Source organism: Streptomyces sp. NPDC033845, assembly GCF_055576225.1.
Map to the genome: position 1 here is coordinate 39577 of NZ_JBVIRI010000023.1, position 16481 is coordinate 56057.

Here is a 16481-nt window from a genome sequence, read left to right on the forward strand (position 1 = left end):
ACCGAGTCATGCCTGAAGTCAAGAAGACGCCGAGGGGGGCGGGGGAGGGCGCCTTCACCCGCTTCGTCACCGCCCGGCCCCGCCTCTCGCTGCTGCTCGCCCTCCTGTTCACGGCCCTGGCCGTGGTGGCCGGCGGCGGGGTCGCCGACCGGATGGGCAGCGGCGGCTGGGAGGACCCGAACGCCCGGTCGAGCTATGCCTCGGAGGCGCTGGAGCGGGAGTTCCCGGCCTCCCAGCCCAATCTGCTGCTGCTGGTCCGGGCCGGAGCCTCCGCCGGCACCGCCGGGGTCGACGATCCGGCGGTGGCCGCCGAGGCCGGGCGGCTGGCCGCCCGGCTGGCCGCCGAGCCGGGGATCACCGGAGTCGGCTCGTACTGGCGGGACCGGCTGCCCACCCTGCGCTCGAAGGACGGGCGGGAAGCCCTGATCGCGGCCCGGGTCCAGGGCGACGAGAAGACCACCACCGAGGTCCTCGACCGGATCGCCCCCGAGTTCGAGGGCACCCACGGGCCCGTCACGGTCTCCCTCGGCGGCCGGGCGGCCGTGCAGCGGGAGGTCACCGCCACCATCCAGGAGGACCTCCTCAGGGCCGAGCTGATCGCCCTCCCCGTCACCCTGGTCCTGCTGGTCCTGGTCTTCGGCAGCGCGATCGCGGCCCTGCTGCCGCTGGGTGTCGGCATCATCGCCATCCTGGGCACCAACGCGGTGCTCCGCGGGCTGACCGAGTTCACCGAGGTCTCCGTCTTCGCGATGAACCTCACCACGGCCCTCGGCCTGGGCCTGGCCATCGACTACGCCCTGTTCATCGTGCGCCGCTTCCGGGAGGAGCTCGCGGCCGGCCGGGAGCCGGTGGCCGCCGTCGGCGCCACCCTGCGGACCGCCGGGCGGACCGTCCTGTTCTCGGCGCTGACCGTCGCGGTGGCTCTCTCCGCGATGCTGCTCTTCCCGATGTACTTCCTGCGCTCCTTCGCCTACGCGGGCATCGCCGTGGTCCTGATCGCCGCCGCGGCGGCGCTGCTCCTGCTGCCGGCCGCGCTGGTCCTGCTCGGGCACCGGGTCAACTCCTTCGACCTCAGGCGCATATGGAGGCGCGACCGGAGCCCCGGAGGGAGCCGGGAGAGCGGTGGCGAGGCAGTGGAGGGCGCCGGCGAGGCCGCGGAGGGGCGCGGCTGGGCCCGGACGGCCACCCTGGTGATGCGGCGGGCCCCGCTGTTCGCGGTGGCCACCACCGCCGGGCTGCTGCTCCTCGGGCTGCCCTTCCTCAGCGTGGAGTTCGGCACGGTGGACGACCGCCAGCTCCCGAAGACCGCCGCCTCGCACCTGGTCCAGCAGCAGATCCGGGACGGGTTCCCGGGCAACCCGGGAGACGGCCTGGTGGTGCTGGCCGAAGGCCCGGCCAGCCCCGCCCAGTACGAGCGGTACCGGGCCACGCTGGCCGACCTGCCCGGAGCGGTCCGCGCCGAGGGGCCGGTGACCTCCGGTTCCTACGCCTACTTCACCGTCCTCGGGGAGGGTGAGGCCGCCGGACAGCAGGCCAAGGACCTGGTCGGCGAGGTCCGCGGGACCGAGGCCCCCTTCGACACCGCGGTCACCGGACAGGCGGCCGTACTGGTGGACGCCCAGGACGCCATCGCCGACCGGCTGCCCTGGGCCCTGGCCCTGATCGTGACGGCCACCCTGCTGCTGGTGTTCCTGCTCACCGGAAGCATCCTCATCCCGCTCCAGGCGGTGCTGCTCAACGCGCTCAGCCTCACCGCCATGTTCGGCGCGGTGGTGTGGGTGTTCCAGCAGGGCCATCTGTCGGGACTGCTCTCCTTCACCGCCACCGGCGACATCGAGACCACACTGCCGGTGCTGATGTTCTGCATCGCCTTCGGACTGTCGATGGACTACGGGGTGTTCCTGATATCCCGGATCAAGGAGGAGTTCGACCGCACCGGGGACCACGAGGGGGCGGTCCGGACCGGACTGGCCCGGACCGGCGGGGTGATCACGGCGGCCGCGGTGATCCTGGCGGTGGTGATGGTCGCCATCGGCACCTCCAGGGTCACCAACACCAAGATGCTGGGGCTCGGCATCGCGCTGGCCGTGCTGATGGACGCGATGGTGGTCCGCAGCCTGCTGGTGCCCGCGGTGATGAAGCTGACCGGCCGGGCCACCTGGTGGGCCCCGGGACCGCTGCGCCGGCTCCACGAGCGGTTCGGGCTGAGCGAGGGGGAACCGGCACCGGCACCCGCCGAGACCGCGGCACCGGCCGGGCCCGGGAAGGTCCCGGCCGGGGTCGGCTGACCGGGCCCGGCCCGGCCCGGGGCCCGAGCGGGCCCCGGGCGGGGATCGGAGCCCGCTCGGGGCCCGCTCGGGGCCGGGGCGGGGGTCAGTCCTCGCGCCGGCCCCGGTTGCCCGGGCGCTGCGCCACCCAGGTGCGGATCGTGTCGGCGTACCAGTAGGGCTTGCCCGCCTCCACATGGTCCGGCGGGGGCAGCAGCCCGTGCTTGCGATAGGAGCGCACCGTATCCGGCTGCACCCGGATATGGGCGGCGATCTCCTTGTACGACCACAGCTTCCGGTCGGTCATGGCACACCTCCTAGTCCACGCCCGGCGGCGGCCGGGAGGCCGTCGGGGGAGCCGGGGCGCGGGCGCTGACGATCACTCAAGTTGTGCCCGGAGAACGACGCTCGGTGAAGGCAGGGGAGGGGCTGTCGTATGCCTGTGACGGAAGACCCGCGTAATGCGGACATGCGTGACGAACTCCCGACCCCTGTGACGGAAGCGGCACAGGAGCCGGGAGATGAAGGAGACGCGTCAGCGGTAGAGCGCGGGCCGCTCGGCCAGCTCCACCGGGGTCCGGGTGCCGGTGCGGAGCGCGGTCAGCCCCGCCTGGGACACCGCGGCCGCCGCGTAGCCGTCCCAGGCGTCCGGACCGTCCACCCCGCCGCGGGCGGCCGCGGCCACCCACCGCCGCAGCTGCCGGTCGTAGGCGTCCGCGAAGCGCACCGTGAAGTCCTGGGGGATCTCCGAGGAACGGCGGCCCGCCGATTCCACCGCCATCCCCCGCTCCTCGCCGATCAGCGCACTGCCCGACTCCCCGACCGCCTCGCACCGGACCTGGTAGCCGAACCCGCAGTTGACGAAGACCTCCACGTCGACCACGGTCCCGCCGGCCGTCTCCAGCAGCACCAGCTGGGGATCGGCCAGCCCCTCGGGGGCGGCCGAGGAAGGGGCCGGGGACAGCACCGACACCGCGGTCACCTCCTGCCCCAGCAGCCAGCGGGCGGCGTCCACCTCGTGCACCACCGAATCGGCGATCAGCATCTCGCTGGTGAAGAAGGAGGGGGAGGAGGCGTTGCGGTGCCGGCAGTGCAGGAACAGCGGACGCCCGATCCCGCCCCCGTCCAGGAGCTCCTTCAACCGCAGGTACTCCGCGTCGAACCGCCGCATGAACCCCACCTGGACCAGCCGCCGGCCCAGCCGGGCCTCCGCCTCCAGGATCCGCAGGGCCCCCGCCGGATCCGGGGTCAGCGGCTTCTCGCACAGCACCGGCAGCCGGCGCTCCAACGCGGCCAGCAGCGACTCCTCATGGGCCGCCCCCGGGGAGGCGATCAGGACCGCGTCCACCCCCGGCGCGGCGAGCGCGGCCAGCGGATCCGTGTGCGCGGACGCCCCGCCGATCTCCTCGGCGAGCTCCTTCACCCGGTCGCCGTCCGGGTCCGCCAGGGCCACCACCCGGGCACCGCCGACCGAATGCCCGATCCGCCGGACGTGGTCGGCCCCCATCCGCCCGGTACCGATCACGGCTATGCCCAGGGTGCTGGCTGTGCTGGCTGTGCTGGACGTGCTGGTCACGAGGGCGACCTCCTCAACGGGCGCCACAAGAGCGCAGATAGTCCCTGGTCCGCCGGGCGATCGGCAGCGGCCGGTCGGGCGGGCAGGGATACATATCCTGCTCCACGATCGCGAACAGCTCGGTGCCCAGCCGCTCGGCGGCGGCGAGCACCGGCTCCAGCGCGGGCAGCCCCGAGGGCGGCTCGCACATCACCCCGCGCGCCACCGCCGGCCCGAACGGCAGCTCCGCCGCCCGCACCTCGGCCAGGACCCGCGGATCGACCTGCTTCAGATGCAGATAGCCGAGCCGCTCCCCGAAGGTCTCGATGAGCTCCACGCTGTCCCCGCCGCAGTACGCGTAGTGCCCGGTGTCCAGGCACAGCCACACCAGCTCCGGATCCGTCGCGTCCAGGAACCGGGCGACGTTCTCCGGGGTGTCGACATGGGTGTCCGCGTGCGGGTGCACCACGATCCGCAGCCCGTAACGCTCCCGCACCTCCCGGGCCAGCCGCTCGGTCTGCCCGGCCAGGTCCCGCCACTGCCCGGCGGTCAGCGTGCGGTCCTCCAGCACGGCACCGGTCTTGTCGTCCCGCCAGAACGAGGGGATCACCACCAGGTGTCCGGCGCCCACCCCCTGGGCGAGGGCCGCCACCCGCGACACGTGCGCCCAGGTCTCGGCCCAGACCGCGGGCCCGTGATGGAGTCCGGTGAAGACGGTTCCGGCGGACACCCGCAGCCCGCGCGCGGCCGTCTCCTCCGTCAGCCGGGCCGGGTCGGCGGGGAGATAGCCGTACGGTCCGAGCTCGATCCACTCGTAACCGGCCTCGGCGACCTCGTCGAGGAACCGGGACCAGCCGGTCTGCCGGGGGTCGTCCGGGAACCACACTCCCCAGGAATCCGGTGCCGAACCGACACGGATACGGGTCAACGCGGGCGGGGAGGACGTCATAACGGCCACCTTAGGGTGCATCGCGTCTGGAGACTGGAGGACTTGACAGTGACGACCGACCGGTTCGATCCGGCGGATCCGGCGGATCCGTTCGACCTCATCACCATGGGCCGCATCGGGGTGGATCTCTACCCGCTGAGCAGCGGCGTACCACTGGCCGAGGTGGAGACCTTCGCGCGGTTCCTGGGCGGATCCCCGGCCAACGTGGCGGTCGCCGCCGCCCGGCTGGGCCGCCGCACCGCACTGGTCAGCCGGACCGGAGCCGACCCCTTCGGCAGCTATCTGCGCACCGAGCTCCGGCGGTTCGGGGTCGACGACCGCTGGGTGTCCGAGGTGGCCGCCTACCCCACCCCGCTCACCTTCTGCGAGATCCACCCGCCGGACCGCTTCCCGATCCTGTTCCGGCGCGAACCCAAGGCCCCCGACCTGGAGATCCACCCCGGGGAACTCGACCTGGACGCGATCCGGTCCGCCCGGGTGTTCTGGATGACCGGCACCGGGCTCAGCGCGGAACCCAGCCGCGCCGCCACCCTGGCCGCCCTCGACGCCCGCGCCGAGTCCGGCACCACCGTCTTCGACCTGGACTGGCGGCCGGTGCTGTGGGACGCCGACCCGGCCGAGCCGTACGCCCGGGCGCTGGCCGGGGCGACGGTCGCCGTCGGCAACGCCGAGGAGTGCGAGATCGCCACCGGGGAGCGCGAACCGTACGCGGCGGCCCGCGCCCTGCTGGCCGCCGGGGTGGAGCTGGCGGTGGTCAAACGCGGCCCCGAGGGGGTCCTCGCCGTGCACCGGGACGGCACGGTCGCGGAGGTGCCGCCGCTGAAGGTGGAGGTGGTCAACGGACTCGGCGCGGGGGACGCGTTCGGCGGGGCGCTCTGCCACGGGCTGCTCGCCGGCTGGGACCTGGAGCGGGTGATGCGGTACGCCAACGCGGCGGGGGCGATCGTGGCCTCCCGGCTGGCCTGCTCCAGCGCGATGCCGTATCCGGCCGAGGTCGCGGAGGTGCTCGTCTGATGCCGGTGGTCGCCGAACACGCCATGGAACTGACCCGGCTGCGGGTGCTGGAGCTCGCGCCGGGCGAGGAGTACGCCTTCGACTGCGGGGACACCGAATGGATCGTGCTGCCGCTGGCCGGGTCCGCCCGGGTCCGCTGCACCGGCCCGGACCCCACGGGGGCGGCCGCCGCCCCCGATGGCGCCGGGAGGTCCGGCACGGTCTTCGAACTGCGGGGGAGGGCGGACGTGTTCGGGGCGGTGAGCGACTTCGCCTATCTGCCGCGCGACGCGCGGGGCGAGGTGCGCTCGGCCGCCGGCGGCCGCTTCGCGCTCGCCGGGGCGCGCTGCGAGCACCGGCTGCCCGCGCGCTACGGCCCGGCCCGCGAGGTCCCCGTGGAACTGCGCGGCCGCGGCAACTGCTCCCGCCAGGTGAACAACTTCGCCGCCGCCGGCACCTTCCCCTGCGACCGGCTGATCGCCGTGGAGGTGCTCACCCCGGGCGGGAACTGGTCCTCCTACCCGCCGCACAAGCACGACGAGCACCACCCCGGCGAGGAGTCCGAACTGGAGGAGATCTACTACTTCGAGATCGCCCCGCACGGAGACACCCCCGGCTACGGCTACCAGCGGGTCAGCCCCTCCGCGGCCGGCGGGACCGAACTGCTCACCGAGGTCCGCAGCGGGGACGCGGTCCTCATCCCGGACGGCTGGCACGGCCCGTCCGTCGCCGCCCCCGGACACGACATGTACTACCTGAACGTGATGGCCGGCCCGGGAGCCACCCGCGAATGGCTGATCCGCGACCACCCCGGGCACACCTGGATCCGCGACACCTGGCCCGGTCTGCCCGCCGACCCCCGGCTGCCCTTCCACCGTCCCGCACAGGAGGACCCGCCCCGATGACCTCCACCCAGCCCACGCACCCTGTGCACCCCGCGCAGCCCGCGCAGCCCCAGGGCCCCACCCGCCCCACCCGTCCGGCACGGGCCGCGGGCGCGGCGGCGGGCGGCACCGTGCGGCTGACCACCGCACAGGCCCTGATCGCCTTCCTGGCCCGCCAGTACACCGAACGCGACGGCCGCCGGCACCGGCTGATCGCCGCCACCTGGGGGATCTTCGGCCACGGGAACGTGGCCGGCATCGGCCAGGCCCTGCTGGAGACCGGCCCCGCCGAGATGCCCTACCTCCAGGGCCGCAACGAGCAGGCCATGGTGCACGCGGCCGTCGGCTACGCCCGGCACAGCGGACGGCTGTCCGCCCACGCGGTGACCACCTCCATCGGCCCCGGCGCCACCAACCTGGTCACCGGAGCCGCCCTCGCCACCATCAACCGGATCCCCGTGCTCCTGCTGCCCGGCGACACCTTCGCCACCCGCCCCGCCGACCCGGTGCTGCAACAGCTCGAACTCCCCTGGGCCGGGGACCTGTCGGTCAACGACACGCTCCGCCCGGTCTCCCGCTACTTCGACCGGATCACCCGCCCCGAGGCGCTGATCCCCGCCGCCCTGCAGGCCGCCCGGGTGCTCGCCGACCCCGTGCAGACCGGGGCCGTCACCCTCGCCCTGCCCCAGGACGTGCAGGCCGAGGCCCACGACTGGCCCGCCGGGTTCTTCGCCGAGCGGGTCTGGCCGGTCCGCCGGCCGCGCCCGGACCGGTCGGGACTCGAAGCGGCCGCCGCCGCGGTCCGGTCCGCCGAACGCCCCCTGATCATCGCGGGCGGCGGGATCCGGCACAGCGGGGCGCAGGCGGAGCTGGCCGCGTTCGCCGAGGCCACCGGCATCCCGGTGGCCGTCACCCAGGCCGGCAAGGGCGCCCTGCCGCACGACCACCCGGCCGAGATCGGCGGCATCGGCCACACCGGGACCGCCACCGCCGCCGCCCTGGCCCACGAGGCCGACCTGGTCATCGCGGCCGGCACCCGGCTGACCGACTTCACCACCGCCTCCGCGACCCTGTTCCAGAACCCGGCCGTCCGCTTCCTCGGCCTCAACCTGGACCCGTTCGACGCCCACAAGCTCGCCGCCGCCCCGCTGGTCGCGGACGCCCGGGAGGCCCTGCGGGAACTGCGCGGACTGCTCTCGGGGCACCGTACGGACCGGGCGTACGAGGAGGAGTACACGGCCGCCAAGGCGGACTGGGAGCGCCGGGTGGACCTGGCCTTCCGGGCCGCCGACCCGGACACCGCGCCGACCCAGGCCCAGCTGCTGGGCGCCCTGGACGAGCTGGTCGGCGCCGAGGACGTCCTGGTCAACGCGGCCGGCTCGCTCCCGGGGGACCTGCACAAACTGTGGCGGACCCGGTCCCCGCTCCAGTACCACGTGGAGTACGGCTACTCCTGCATGGGATACGAGATCCCCGCCGCGATCGGCGTGGCCCTCGCCGAGCCCGGCCGCCCGGTGTGGGCGCTGGTCGGCGACGGCACCTATCTGATGAACCCCACCGAGCTGGTCACCGCCGTCCAGGAGGGAATCCCCCTGAAGCTGGTGATCGTGGACAACCAGGGGTATGCCTCCATCGGCGGTCTCTCGGAGTCGGTGGGAGGTGAACGGCTCGGCACCGGCTTCCGCCCCGAGACCCTGCCGGGGGTGGACCTCGCGGCCAACGCGGCCTCCCTCGGAATGACCGTCATCCGTGCCCGTACCGTCCGTGACCTGCGGGAAGCCCTGGCCGAAGCCCGTCGGTCGGACCGTCCCACATGTGTCTACACACAGACCCGAACGCCCGACACTGTGTCGGGCCCTCCCCCCGCGCAGGCGTGGTGGGATGTTCCCGTGGCCGAGACCGCGACCCGCGGATCCGCGATCGAGGCCCGCGAAGAGTACGACAGGCAAGCCGCCGATCGACGTCGCCACCTGTGAAGGCCACCGGCCGCAGGAACGAAATCCGGAGGAGCAAGCAATGAAGACCGTCAACCACTGGATCGGTGGCCAGACCGTCGAGGGCGCGTCGGGCAACTACGGCCCGGTCACCGACCCGGCCACCGGTGAGGTCACCACCCGGGTCGCCCTCGCCTCCACCGAGGAGGTCGACGCCGCGGTCCGGACCGCCCGGGAGGCGTTCCTGTCCTGGGGCCAGTCCTCGCTGGCCGCCCGCACCAAGGTGCTCTTCGCCTACCGCGCCCTGCTGGACGCCAACCGGGACGCCATCGCCGAGCTGATCACCGCCGAGCACGGCAAGGTGCACTCGGACGCGCTGGGCGAGGTCGCCCGCGGCCTGGAGATCGTCGAGCTGGCCTGCGGGATCACCACCCAGCTCAAGGGTGAGCTGTCCACCTCCGTCTCCAACCGGGTGGACGTCTCCTCGATCCGCCAGCCGCTGGGCGTGGTCGCCGGCATCACCCCGTTCAACTTCCCGGCGATGGTCCCGATGTGGATGTTCCCGCTGGCCGTGGCCTGCGGCAACACCTTCATCCTCAAGCCCAGCGAGAAGGACCCGTCGGCCGCCAACAAGCTGGCCGAGCTGGCGAGCGAGGCGGGGCTGCCCGCCGGTGTGCTGAACGTGGTGCACGGGGACAAGGTCGCCGTCGACGCGCTGCTCGCGCACCCCGACATCGCGGCCGTCTCCTTCGTCGGCTCCACCCCGATCGCCCGCCACATCCACACCACCGCCTCCGCCAACGGCAAGCGGGTGCAGGCCCTGGGCGGCGCCAAGAACCACATGCTGGTCCTCCCGGACGCCGACCTCGACGCCGCCGCCGACGCGGCCGTCTCGGCGGCCTACGGCTCGGCCGGCGAGCGCTGCATGGCCATCTCCGCCGTGGTGGCGGTCGGCTCCATCGCCGACGAGCTCGTCGAGAAGATCCGCGAGCGCGCCGAGAAGATCAAGATCGGCCCGGGCAACGACCCCACCTCCGAGATGGGCCCGCTGATCACCGCGGCCCACCGCGACAAGGTCGCCTCGTACGTGGAGGGCGCCGCCGCCCAGGGCGCGGAGGTGGTCCTGGACGGCACCGGCTACACGGTGGAGGGCAACGAGAACGGCCACTGGATCGGCCTCTCGCTCCTCGACCACGTCAAGACCGACTCCGACGCCTACCGCGACGAGATCTTCGGCCCGGTCCTGTGCGTGCTGCGCACCGAGACCTACGAGGAGGCGGTGGCCCTGATCAACGCCTCGCCGTTCGGCAACGGCACCGCGATCTTCACCCGCGACGGCGGCGCGGCCCGCCGCTTCCAGCTGGAGGTCCAGGCCGGCATGGTCGGCGTGAACGTGCCGATCCCGGTGCCGGTGGGCTACCACTCCTTCGGCGGCTGGAAGGACTCGCTGTTCGGCGACCACCACATCTACGGCAACGACGGCATCCACTTCTACACCCGCGGCAAGGTCGTCACCACCCGCTGGCCCGACCCCTCCGAGGGCTCCGCCGGCGTCGACCTCGGCTTCCCCCGCAACCACTGACCGTCCCCGCCCCGAGACCCCAGAACCCCCGGCCACCCCTCACCGGCCGGGGGTTCCGGCCGTCCCGGGGAGGGTCGGCCGTGCGGTCAGGGGGCCGGGGTGAGGTCGGGGGCGGGGGTCGGGGTGGGGTCGGGGCGGGCGGTGCGGCGGCGGTGGGCCAGGAGGGCCAGGGTGGCGCCGGCCAGGACCAGGAGGGTGCCGAGGGCGGGCCAGGGGACGGCCAGGAAGCCGGTGTCGGCTTCGGCGGTCAGGTCCGGGTGCTCGGTGGCGGTCGCGGTCAGGGAGAGCGTGACCCGGTCCAGCTGGGGGGAGTCCGGCCAGGGTTCGGTCAGTTCCACCCGCTGGCCCGGGAGGAGCGACAGGCGCAGGTCGCGGGCCGGGCGGTCCAGGACCGTACGGCCGAAGAGGCCCTGGGCGCGGACCGACACCTTCGGCGAGAGGACCATGTTGCCCCGGTTGACCAGGGTGTAGAAGAGGGTGACGGGGGCCTTGCCGGTCCACGGGACGAGCGGGGCGGTGCGTTCGGTGCGCAGGTTCTCCACGCTCAGGCCGGGGGTCACCGGGCCGGGCACCCGGAAGTAGACGCGGGCGCCGACCGACCGCCGGACTCCGACCTTGACCTTGTCCTGTCCCTCGGTGCCCTCGATGGCGGTGCCCAGGGCGACGATGCCGCCCACGTGGTCGCCGGGGGTGGCGTCCTCGGGGACCTTGATGGTGAAGGGGATGTCCTTGCGGCCCTTCGCCGGGACGGTGACGGTCCCGGCGGCCTCCGGGCCCAGGGCGGTCCAGCGGCCCAGGTCCTTGGGCGGGGTCTCCACCGGCAGCAGGGCGAACGCGCCGCCCACCGGGGTGTTCACGGCGTCGGTGGCGAAGACCCGGAAGGTCAGCTCGCGGTCGGAGGCGTTCTGGACGGTCACGCTGTCGCTGACGGTGGTGCCCGCCGCGCCCTGGTGGAAGAAGTAGGCCCGGTCGGGCATCTGCGCGCCCGCGGCCGGGGTGGGGAACACGCCCCAGCTGCCGTTGTCCGCCGCCGCGGCGGCCGGGGCGGATATCAGCCCGCCGGCCAGGAGCAGGGGGAGGACCGCGACGAGGGGAAGGCGCGGGAGGCGCGGAAGGGCGCGGAGGCGGACGCGGGTTCGGGTGCGGGTGGGCATGCGGGGGCTCCCGGAAAAAGGGGGTGGGTGGTGCGGGGCCGGAGCCCCGCACCACCCGGGAACGGACCGGTCAGGCGACCGAGAAGGTCACGACCGACTGGTAGGTGTCGGCGAACATGAACGGCGGGAGCTGGATCATTCCGGCGCCGCCGACGGAGAACTCGCCGCCGGTCAGCTGGTCGCCGCCGGCGGCCTGGGAGGCCACCTTCATCGGGGTGTCGGTGATCGCCCCGGGCGTTCCGGCGGAGCAGGTGCTCGGGCTCGCCGGGTTGGTGACGGTGCAGCTCGGCTGGATGCCGATCTGCGCGGTGGCCATGGAGTGCCCGGTGGTCTCGTTCAGGAACGGCGTACGGGTCGCGGTGACGTCCCAGCCGAGGCTGCCGCCGCGGAAGTCCTGCACGGAAGCGGCGTTGAACTGGCCGACGATCGACTGCGGCTTGCCGTTGATCGTGACCTTGCCCCAGTCGGAGGCCGGGAAGCCGTCCTTGGGGCCGATGCCCAGCGGACCGGGCAGTACCTCCACGTCGACCGGGTTCTTCACGCCCGGCTGGTCCTCGATGAACACGAAGGCCTTGGCCGCGCCGGTCGAGCCGTCGATCTGGATGGCGTCGGCCTTCTTGCTGACGGTCAGGGTGCAGGAGGCGACCCCGGAGGCGTTCGCGCTGCCCGTGCCGGTGTCACCGGTGGCCGTGCCGCCCAGGGAGGCCGAGCAGGTCACCGCGCCGGCCGGGAAGTTGGCGCCGGCCACGGTCACCTCGGTGCCCGCCTTGCCGCTGTTCGGGGTCAGCTTGGTGGTGACCGGGTCCTTGGGCAGGGCCTCGACCGCGACGGAGCCCACCGGGGCGCTGGGCCGCGGCGTGGGGAGGCAGGTCGTGGTGTAGACCGTGCCGCCGAGGTCGGCGTCCGTGATCACCTGGTCGATGGTGACCTGGACGGTGGTGCCCTCGGTACCGTCAGGGATCTTGACGGTGCCGCTGAACGGCGGCGGGTCCGCCTTCTTGCCCGCCTCCTGCTTGCTCGGCACGGGCGGGCTGGTGACCACCTGAGCGGACCCGCCGACCCGCAGGTGCGCCTTGGTGGTGTTGACCGTGTCGATGCTGAACATCGGCACGACCGGGGTCTCGCCCGGGTCGATGGTGATCGGGACGACATCGCCGGCCTTGGCGCCGTCCGGGAGGGTGACGGTGAAGTTCTGGTCGCCCTCACCGTCCGGCTGCGGCGCCGGGGCGTCGCACTTCATGAACACCGGTGTGGTCTTGGTCGCGGCCTGCGCCGTCCCCGCCAGGCCCACCACGGCGCCCGTCAGGGTCAGGGAGAGCGCTCCCGCCCCGGCCAGCACTCTTCGTCGGAACGTCTTGGTACTCACTGGGTCGCGACTCCTTCGTCATGACGAACCCCTCCCCCCACCCGCTGTGTGGGGGAGGCCGAGCCGGTGCGGTGGCCGACATTGACGCGTCGCCGTCATGAGAAGTCAATGACTTGCTTTCGCCCGAAGCGCACAGAAATTGATGTCCCATCAGGACGGGGCGGGAAGAGTGCGGGCCACGGGCACCTGGAGCAGGCGGTTCGCCGTCCCGGACGGCAGTCCGGCCACGGTGTCCGGAACGGAGTCCCCGAGCAGGGCGGCCGCGACCTGCGCCGGGGTCGCGGTCGGCCTGGCGCCCAGCACCAGGGCGGCCGCACCCGCCGCCTGCGGTGCCGCCATCGAGGTGCCGGACAGGGCGCGGACGGCGTCCGGGGCGCCGATCCAGGCCGACTCGACACCGGTGCCGGGCGCGAACAGGTCCACGCAGCGGCCGTGGTTGGAGAACCCGGCCCGCCGGTCCCGGGAGTCGGTGGCGCCGACCGTCAGCGCCTCGGGGACGGCGGCCGGGCTGGTGGTGCAGGCGTCACGGCCGTCGTTGCCGGCTGCGGCGGTGAAGGTGATGTTCCAGGCGACGGCCCGGCGGACCGCGGACTCCAGGGTCCGGTTCCGGTCGCCCCCCATGCTCATGTTGGCGACGGCCGGCCGCGGCGGGATCGTGGTGCCGCCGGCGGCGTGGTGCCGGACGATCCAGTCGAGGCCGGAGAGCAGCGAGGACAGGGTGCCGTCGCCCTCGCAGTCGGCGACCTTCACCGACACCAGGCGCACGCCCTTGGCGACACCGTGGGTGGCGCCCCCGACGGTCGCCGCCACATGCGTGCCATGGCCGTTGCAGTCCGCCGGGCCCTCGCCGCGGACCGCGTTGTGGCCGGCCACCGCCCGGCCGCCGAACTCCCGGTGGGCGGTGGCGATCCCGGTGTCCAGGACGTAGACGGTGACGCCGGAACCGGTCCCGCCGTACGTGTACGAGCCGTCCAGCGGCAGCGCCGGCTGGTCGAGGCGGTCCAGGTGCCAGGGGGCGGCCGGCTGGGTGTCGGAGACCGTGAACCGGGTGTCGGGCTCGACCCGGGCCACCCGGGGGTCGGCGGCGTATTCGGCGGCGCGGGCCGGGGTGGTGCGGACGGCGAAGCCGTTGAGGGCGGCGCCGTAGACCTGGCCGACGTCCTCGCCGGCCTCGGTGGCCTCGGCGGCCATCGCCCTGGTCAGGGCGCGGGGGGCGGTGTCCTTGAGGACGATGACGTACGGGGCGGTCGGCGCGTCGGAGCGGTCGCCCGCGGCGGGGTGCCGGACGGGCAGGACCGCGACCGCCAACAGGGCGGCGGCGGGGAGCAGTACGGAGAGGGGGTTCATGACGCGATGCTGGCCGCGGGGCGTGCGGGCCGCACGAAGGGTGGTCCGCCCGGCGGTAGGACACGCCCGCACCCCGGGCGAGCCACGGGCTCGCCGCCCGGGCGGTGCGCGCCTTCCCCTACGCACCACGGGACCGGGCCCCCGTCGGGCTCGCCGCCCGGGCGGTGCGCGCCGTCCCGTGCGCACCACGGGACCGCCCGGGTGGGGGTCAGGGGGTGGCTGTGGCGAGGGCGGCGGCGTAGGCGGGTGGGGCGGGGAGGTCGGTGAGGGTCCAGGAGGGGAGGAGGGGCGGGGGGGTGGCGGAGCCTACGTAGGGTTCGGCGAGGCCGTTGGTCAGGCCCGCGCCGGTGGCCTTCAGGCAGGCCTCCTTGCGGGCCCAGACGCGGGCCAGCGCGGCCGGGCGTTCCGCGGGCGGGAGGGCCGAGAGTTCGGCGGTCTCCCGGGGGTGCAGGGTTCCGATGATGTCGGTGACCGCGCTCATGGCCGGGATCGCCTCCACGTCCACGCCGAGCCGCACCCCGGCGAACGCCAGATAGGCGGAGTCCCCGCTGTGCGAGAGGGAGAAGTGCAGGGGGGCGTCGCCGGTGCGGGCGGCGGCGGGGTCGGAGCCGGGGGCCAGTACGGGCCGGCCGTGCGGGCCGCCGCAGCCGTGGCAGGCCTCCCGGGCCAGCCGTACCTCCTGCGGCGGCAGTCCCAGGTAGTCGCCGAGCAGGAGCCGCAGCGCCAGGTGGGAGGCGAGGTAGCGCTCCCGGTGGCCGGGCCGGACCAGCCGGTCGGCCCGTTCCCGTTCGTCGTGGTCCAGCAGGTCGGCGGCGTCCGCGACCCGATGCCCGCCCACCACGGTGCGGGTGGTGTCCAGGGACCACACGGCCGCGGCCGTGCCGAGGGGCCGGCCGCCGGTCACCGGGGCGGAACTGCCGAGGATCTTCACTTCCAGGCTCACCCGAAGAGAGTACGGCGCGCCGCCGCCGGGGCCGGGTCCGCCGGATCGCCAGGGGCGCCCCCCGTCCGGGCGTCCCTGCTCCCGCACCCGGAGGTTACCGGCGGTACGGGGCTTCGGGGGCGGCTGGTGCGGCCGGGGCGGCAGTGCCGGGCGGGGGTGGCCCGCCCACACCCGGAGGGGTTTCCGGGGCCCCGGCGGCCCGTCCGGGCGCCGGGGGGTGGTGACGTCCCCACCACCGGCCGGGGCCAGGAGTGTGACTGGCGGCCCTCGTGCGGAGGGGGGCCGGAACCCAAGCTGGAGGTGACCTGGCGGACGACGGAAGAGGCGAGGGCATGGGCAGCTCGCGACTGGCGGAGCGCACACGGCCGTGGAGCGCGGGGGCCGCGGCGCAGGACATGGCGGGGCACGTGTGCGCCGCCGTCTTCGACTCGCTGCCCCGGGCGGACCAGCGGCGGAAAGCGGAACTGTACGTCCGCGGACTGCTCACCGCGCCCGGCCGCAAGTCCATGCGCAGCATCGCCGCCCACGCCGGTGTCGCGGCGGGGGAGCAGAGCCTCCACCACTTCATCAGCTGCTCGACCTGGGACTGGCGCCAGGTGCGGGAGGCGCTGGCCGTCTATCTGGAGCGGTCCGCGGATCCGCAGGCCTGGGTGGTCAAGCCGATGGTGATCCCCAAGTCGGGGGCGCACACGGTCGGGGTGGAACGCCGCTTCGACACCCGGCTGGGCCAGATGGTCAACGGCCAGCAGGCGTTCGGCGCCTGGGCGGTCGGCGAGCGGGTGAGCGCCCCGGTCGGCTGGTCCCTGCACCTCCCCGAGGAGACCACCCTCGCCGACTGCGCCGCCCGCTCGGTGCTGGACCTCGCCGGTACGGGCATGCTGCGCCGGATGCCGGTGGTGCTGGACGCGGTGCACGGCGGGCCCGAGGAGCTCCCGCAGCGGTGTGCGGCCGCCGGGCTGCCCTTCGTGATGCGGATCGGCGGCAGCGTCCCGCTGACCGTGGCCGATCCGCACCTGCCGGGGATCGGCCGGGCGCGGACCCGGGCCGGGGCCGCGATGGAGGCCGCCCGGATGCTGCGCCGGCCGGTCCGCTACGCCGACGGGGCCGACGGTTCGGTGCGCAACGTCCTGGCCGCCGCGGTGCGGGTGGAGACGGGCCGGCCGGGTGCTCCGGGGCGGCCGCTGACCCTGCTGGCGGAGTGGAGCGATCCGCGCCGGCGGCCGGACCGGTTCCTGCTCACCGATCTGGTGACCGCGCCGCCGGCCGGACTGCTGCGGCTGGCCGAGCTGTCCCGGCGGGTGGACCGGGAGTTCGCCGAGGTGTCCGAGCGGGTGGGCATGCGGGACTTCGAGGGCAGGTCGTTCCCCGGCTGGCACCGGCACGTCACGCTGGCCTCCGCAGCGCACGCGGTGCGCGCCCTGGAGGGGGCGGCGGCCGGACGGGCGCGGGCGGCCGCCCGGCCGGTGGGCAGGCCTTCCGGCGGGGTGCGGCCGGTGGCCGCCGAGTC

At 74.5% G+C, this 16481-nt stretch carries 12 protein-coding genes and 1 pseudogene; 6 read left to right on the plus strand and 7 right to left on the minus strand.

Features of this window, described 5'->3' with window-relative positions; translation table 11 throughout:
- The first annotated feature begins 8 nt into the window (after positions 1-8).
- A complete protein-coding gene (locus ACZ50K_RS32210; RefSeq protein WP_468909679.1) occupies positions 9-2288 on the plus strand; it encodes an MMPL family transporter in 2280 nt (759 codons plus the stop codon).
- Between the two features lie 85 nt (positions 2289-2373).
- On the opposite strand, the gene ACZ50K_RS32215 is transcribed toward ACZ50K_RS32210, so the two are convergent.
- From ACZ50K_RS32215 to ACZ50K_RS32225, 3 genes are all read right to left on the minus strand, one after another.
- Positions 2374-2574, minus strand: coding sequence for a helix-turn-helix transcriptional regulator (locus ACZ50K_RS32215; RefSeq protein WP_468909682.1), 201 nt, complete (start codon positions 2572-2574; stop codon positions 2374-2376).
- A 228-nt stretch (positions 2575-2802) separates the two neighbouring features.
- Positions 2803-3843 (minus strand): Gfo/Idh/MocA family protein, encoded by a 1041-nt coding sequence (locus tag ACZ50K_RS32220; RefSeq protein WP_468909685.1) that lies wholly within the window; start codon positions 3841-3843, stop codon positions 2803-2805.
- 13 nt (positions 3844-3856) lie between these two features.
- Complete coding sequence (locus ACZ50K_RS32225) at positions 3857-4771, minus strand: sugar phosphate isomerase/epimerase family protein (protein ID WP_468909688.1); 915 nt, start codon at positions 4769-4771, stop codon at positions 3857-3859.
- A gap of 105 nt (positions 4772-4876) precedes the next feature.
- Here ACZ50K_RS32225 and iolC point away from each other — a divergent pair, with 105 nt between their 5' ends.
- From iolC to ACZ50K_RS32245, 4 genes are read left to right on the plus strand one after another with little or no spacing between them, the layout of a single operon-like run.
- Positions 4877-5785 (plus strand): 5-dehydro-2-deoxygluconokinase, encoded by a 909-nt coding sequence (gene iolC, locus ACZ50K_RS32230; RefSeq protein WP_468909766.1) that lies wholly within the window; start codon positions 4877-4879, stop codon positions 5783-5785.
- On the plus strand, positions 5785-6669 hold the full coding sequence (gene iolB / locus ACZ50K_RS32235) for a 5-deoxy-glucuronate isomerase (RefSeq protein WP_468909691.1): 885 nt from the start codon (positions 5785-5787) through the stop codon (positions 6667-6669). The genes iolC and iolB overlap by 1 nt, the downstream gene beginning before the upstream one ends.
- Complete coding sequence (gene iolD / locus ACZ50K_RS32240) at positions 6666-8624, plus strand: 3D-(3,5/4)-trihydroxycyclohexane-1,2-dione acylhydrolase (decyclizing) (protein WP_468909693.1); 1959 nt, start codon at positions 6666-6668, stop codon at positions 8622-8624. Before iolB ends, iolD begins: the two co-directional genes overlap by 4 nt.
- A 40-nt stretch (positions 8625-8664) precedes the next feature.
- The gene (locus tag ACZ50K_RS32245; RefSeq protein WP_468909696.1) at positions 8665-10164 is read left to right on the plus strand and encodes a CoA-acylating methylmalonate-semialdehyde dehydrogenase; all 1500 of its coding nucleotides are present in this window, start codon (positions 8665-8667) and stop codon (positions 10162-10164) included.
- A gap of 86 nt (positions 10165-10250) precedes the next feature.
- On the opposite strand, the gene ACZ50K_RS32250 is transcribed toward ACZ50K_RS32245, so the two are convergent.
- The 4 genes from ACZ50K_RS32250 to ACZ50K_RS32265 form a co-directional block, all read right to left on the minus strand.
- The gene (locus ACZ50K_RS32250) at positions 10251-11318 is read right to left on the minus strand and encodes a WxL protein peptidoglycan domain-containing protein (protein ID WP_468909699.1); all 1068 of its coding nucleotides are present in this window, start codon (positions 11316-11318) and stop codon (positions 10251-10253) included.
- Positions 11319-11388: 70 nt separating this feature from the next.
- On the minus strand, positions 11389-12684 hold the full coding sequence (locus ACZ50K_RS32255; protein WP_468909701.1) for a hypothetical protein: 1296 nt from the start codon (positions 12682-12684) through the stop codon (positions 11389-11391).
- A 150-nt stretch (positions 12685-12834) separates the two neighbouring features.
- Positions 12835-14031 carry a S8 family peptidase gene (locus ACZ50K_RS32260; RefSeq protein WP_468909704.1) on the minus strand — a complete coding sequence of 399 codons (1197 nt, stop codon included), beginning with the start codon at positions 14029-14031 and terminating at the stop codon, positions 12835-12837.
- Between the two features lie 208 nt (positions 14032-14239).
- Positions 14240-14974: a 4'-phosphopantetheinyl transferase family protein gene (locus ACZ50K_RS32265; protein ID WP_468909706.1), complete on the minus strand. Its 735-nt coding sequence runs from the start codon at positions 14972-14974 to the stop codon at positions 14240-14242.
- Between the two features lie 332 nt (positions 14975-15306).
- On the opposite strand from ACZ50K_RS32265, the pseudogene ACZ50K_RS32270 reads away from it, so the two are divergent.
- Positions 15307-16428: pseudogene (locus ACZ50K_RS32270) on the plus strand (IS701 family transposase); the annotation flags it as partial.
- Positions 16429-16481: the final 53 nt, after the last annotated feature.